3 protein-coding genes and 1 pseudogene are annotated in these 3668 nt (G+C 63.0%); all 4 read left to right on the top strand.

What is annotated here, in order from left to right; translation table 11 throughout:
• Nucleotides 1-1137, top strand: a pseudogene (locus K0F85_RS12050) (D-amino acid dehydrogenase); the annotation flags it as partial.
• Between the two features lie 26 nt (nucleotides 1138-1163).
• Nucleotides 1164-1979 (top strand): thiazole synthase, encoded by an 816-nt coding sequence (locus K0F85_RS12045; RefSeq protein WP_219116255.1) that lies wholly within the window; start codon nucleotides 1164-1166, stop codon nucleotides 1977-1979.
• A 97-nt stretch (nucleotides 1980-2076) separates the two neighbouring features.
• On the top strand, nucleotides 2077-3087 hold the full coding sequence (locus K0F85_RS12040; RefSeq protein ID WP_219116254.1) for a porin: 1011 nt from the start codon (nucleotides 2077-2079) through the stop codon (nucleotides 3085-3087).
• Nucleotides 3088-3312: 225 nt separating this feature from the next.
• The coding region (locus K0F85_RS12035; RefSeq protein WP_374198684.1) for a thiamine pyrophosphate-binding protein at nucleotides 3313-3668 on the top strand (356 nt) is incomplete at its 3' end.

The raw sequence follows: 3668 nt of genomic DNA, 5'->3' as shown, positions 1-3668 counted from the left end.
GCCACCCTGCGCAAGGTGCTCACGTGGCTGGGCAAGGATGATGCGCCGCTGCTGTTCCGCCCCCGCCTGGACCTGCTGCAATGGCAGTGGGCGCTGCATTACCTGCGCGAGTGTTTGCCGGCCAGGGTGTCGCGCAATATGCGCCAGATCGTCGCCCTGGCCGAGTACAGCCGCCAGAGCCTGCAAGCCTTGCGCCGCGAGACGGGCATACCCTACGAGCACCTGGAGCGGGGCATCTTGCATTTCTATACGGACCAGCAGGAGTTTGATAAGTCGCAAGCAGGTGCCGCGCTCTTGCGCGAACTGGGCTGCCCGCGCAACACCGTCAGCGCCGATGAAGTAATCCGATTGGAACCGGCCCTGCGCCACGCGCGCAGCCACATCGTCGGCGGCGATTTTACGGCCAGCGATGAATCGGGCGACGTGCATTTGTTTACCACGGCCTTGGCCGCACGCGCGTCCGCTGCCGGCGTGGATTTCCAGTACGGTACGACGGTGACGCGCCTGCTGGCAGATGGTGAAAGAGTCACGGGCGTGGAATGCATCGACGCGCAAGGGCGCCACCGCCTGGAGCACGCCGACGTCGTGGTGGTGGCCATGGGCAGCTTTTCCGCACCCCTGCTGCAGCCGCTGGGCATCCGCTTGATGCTGTATCCGGGCAAGGGATACTCGGCCACCTATCCGATCATCGATCCCGTTAGCGCGCCTTCCGTCTCGCTGACGGATGACGGCCACAAGCTGGTGTTTTCACGCCTGGGCCAGCGCCTGCGCGTGGCGGGCACGTGCGAGCTGAACGGCTACACGCGCGAACTCAATCCCGTGCGCTGCGCCGCCATCACGCGCCGCGTGCAAGCGCTGTTCCCGCACGCCTGCGATTACAGCGACCCCGTCTACTGGGCTGGCTTGCGCCCGCTCACGCCGTCGAACGTGCCGTATATCGGCGCGACACGCTACCGCCAGCTCTTCCTCAACACGGGCCACGGCACCCTGGGCTGGACCATGGGCTGTGGCGCTGGCAGGGCACTGGCCGACCTCGTGTCGGGACGGCGGCCCGAGGTCGATTTTGTGTTTTGCGGGGATCGCTTGGCGTCGCAGTCTGCGGTAGATGAATTCCGGGGTCAGACCCGCCGGGTCTGACCCCAGCTTTAACTTTGGAGATCACGATGAGAGACGACGCCACCCCCAGCCAAGCACCGACCGGCCTGACCCTGGCCGGCACCACGTATGCATCGCGCCTGCTGGTGGGCACGGGCAAGTACAAGGATTTCGAGGAAACGCGTTTGGCCATCGAAGAGAGCGGTGCCGAGATCGTCACGGTCACGATCCGGCGCGTGAATATCGGGCAGGAGAGGGGCGAGCCGAATCTGCTCGACTTCATTCCCCCATCGAAATATACGATCTTGCCCAACACGGGCGGCTGCTACAACGCGCGCGATGCCGTCTACACCCTGCAACTGGCGCGCGAGCTTCTGGGCGGCCACCAGCTGTGCAAGCTGGAAGTGCTCGGTGATGAAAAGACCCTGTTCCCTAACATGCCGGAAACCCTGAAAGCGGCCGCGGAGCTGGTGCGCGACGGCTTCCAGGTGATGGTGTATTGCAGCGATGACCCCATCCAGGCGCGCATGCTGGAAGACCTTGGCTGCATCGCCGTCATGCCGCTGGCATCCCTGATCGGCTCGGGCATGGGCATTCTGAACCCGTGGAATCTGTCCTTGATCATCGAGCAAGCCACGGTACCCGTGCTGGTCGATGCCGGTGTCGGCACGGCGTCGGACGCGGCCATCGCCATGGAACTCGGTTGCGACGGCATCCTGATGAATACCGCCATCGCGGCGGCGCGCGAACCGATACGCATGGCGCGCGCCATGAAACTGGCAGTGCAGGGCGGACGCGAGGCTTACCTGGCCGGACGCATGCCCCGGAGAGCGAACGCCATGAGCGCTTCACCCTCGTCGCCGATGGCCGGGCTGATCGCCTGAGCCGCCGCATGTCGTGCAATGTGCAGCACCGTTGTTGATTTCTGTTGATTTTTGCTTCAAGAACGCACCCATAAAAATCACAATACCTGGAGATGACATGAAACACACACTCGTAGCGGCAGCCGTCCTGGCCTCCTTCTTCGCCGGCAGCGCCAGCGCCCAATCGTCCGTCACCGTGTACGGCTTGCTCGACGCTGGCCTGACGTCGGAACACGGCGGTGCGGACGGTTCCGTCACCAAACTGGCCACCGGCGTGCAGTCGGGCAGCCGCATCGGCTTCAAGGGCACGGAAGACCTGGGCAACAATCTGAAGGCCAATTTCTTGCTGGAAAACGGCCTCGACGTGGACACGGGCGCCAACCGCCAGGGCGCCCTGTTCGGGCGCAAGGCCTACGTGGGCCTGTCGGGCGGCTTTGGTGCCGTGAACCTGGGCTTGCAGCATAACCCGCTGTTTACCGCGCTGGACAATATCGACCCCTTCGAGACGGGCATGACGGGTGCCTCGATCAACCTGATGAGCGTGGCCAGCCTGCGCACGAAAAACGCCATCATGTATGAAACGCCCAAAGTGAACGGCCTGTCGGCCGCCGTGATGGTTGGCCTTGGTGAAAAGCCGGACAGCAACACCCTGGGCCGCACCATCGATTTTTCCATCGATTACGCCAACGGCCCGCTGGTGCTGACGCTGGCCCACGACAACCGCAAGGATACGCCGCTGAATACGGCGAAAGTCACCTTGCTGGGCGGCACCTACGACTTCGGCCCCGCCAAGCTGCACGCCGCGTATGAAACGGACAAGGATGATGCGGGCACGGATTTCCGCGACGTCATGCTGGGCGTGTCGGCCCCCGTGGGCGCGGCGGGCAGCGTGATGGCGTCCTACATCAAGAAGGATGACCGCACGAATGCGCGCCGCGGCGGGCGCCAGCTGGCCATCGGCTACACCTATGCCTTGTCCAAGCGCACGAATCTGTACACCTCGTACGGGCGCATCAACAACGATGGCGCGGGTAGCAACTTTGTCGGCGACGCTTCCAGCGGCGGCAGCGTGCCCTTGCCGGGCCATCACTCGAGCGCCTTCACGGCCGGCATGCGCCTGAAGTTCTAAGCACGGCGTTGCACAAAGCGATGGCGGCTTGTCTGTTGCAGATAAGCCGCCATTGTTGTTTCAGGAGTGAGTCCAAGTCACGGATTCCGGATTCAGGAATGAAACAGTCCGATTTTTCATGAATTTTCATTGACAGTGCATTTCGTAAGCGTTAAATTGAATACGTATTTCAAATATCGGAACAAAATATACCGATTTTTCATAAAACTGTAAGGAGACTGAGCCATGACCGATTTGTCCGACCAAAAAGCCGCCGCCGCCGCGACCACCGCAGCAACCCCGGTAGGCCCGCAAAAGATGACGCCTTCCGAAGCGTTCGTGGAAACCCTGGCCGCCAATGGCGTGACCGACATGTTCGGCATCATGGGCTCGGCCTTCATGGACCCGATGGACATTTTTGCCCCGGCCGGCATCCGCTTGATACCCGTCGTGCACGAGCAGGGCGCCGGCCACATGGCCGACGGCTATGCCCGCGTTTCGGGCCGCCATGGCGTGGTCATCGGCCAGAACGGCCCCGGCATCAGCAATTGCGTGACGGCCATCGCCGCCGCCTACTGGGCGCACACCCCCGTCGTCATCAT

Origin of the sequence: Janthinobacterium sp. UMAB-56 (genome assembly GCF_900095265.1) — a bacterium.
Taxonomy (GTDB): Bacteria; Pseudomonadota; Gammaproteobacteria; order Burkholderiales; family Burkholderiaceae_D; genus Janthinobacterium.
The sequence above is the reverse complement of the archived record's forward strand: the minus strand, read 5'-3'. Positions and strand labels throughout refer to the sequence as shown.

What these genes read in the sequence shown, in the direction of transcription:
- K0F85_RS12045 (WP_219116255.1), top strand. Translation starts at nt 1,164, where the DNA reads ATGAGAGACGACGCCACCCCCAGCCAAGCACCGACCGGCCTGACCCTG.
- K0F85_RS12040 (WP_219116254.1), top strand. Translation starts at nt 2,077, where the DNA reads ATGAAACACACACTCGTAGCGGCAGCCGTCCTGGCCTCCTTCTTCGCC.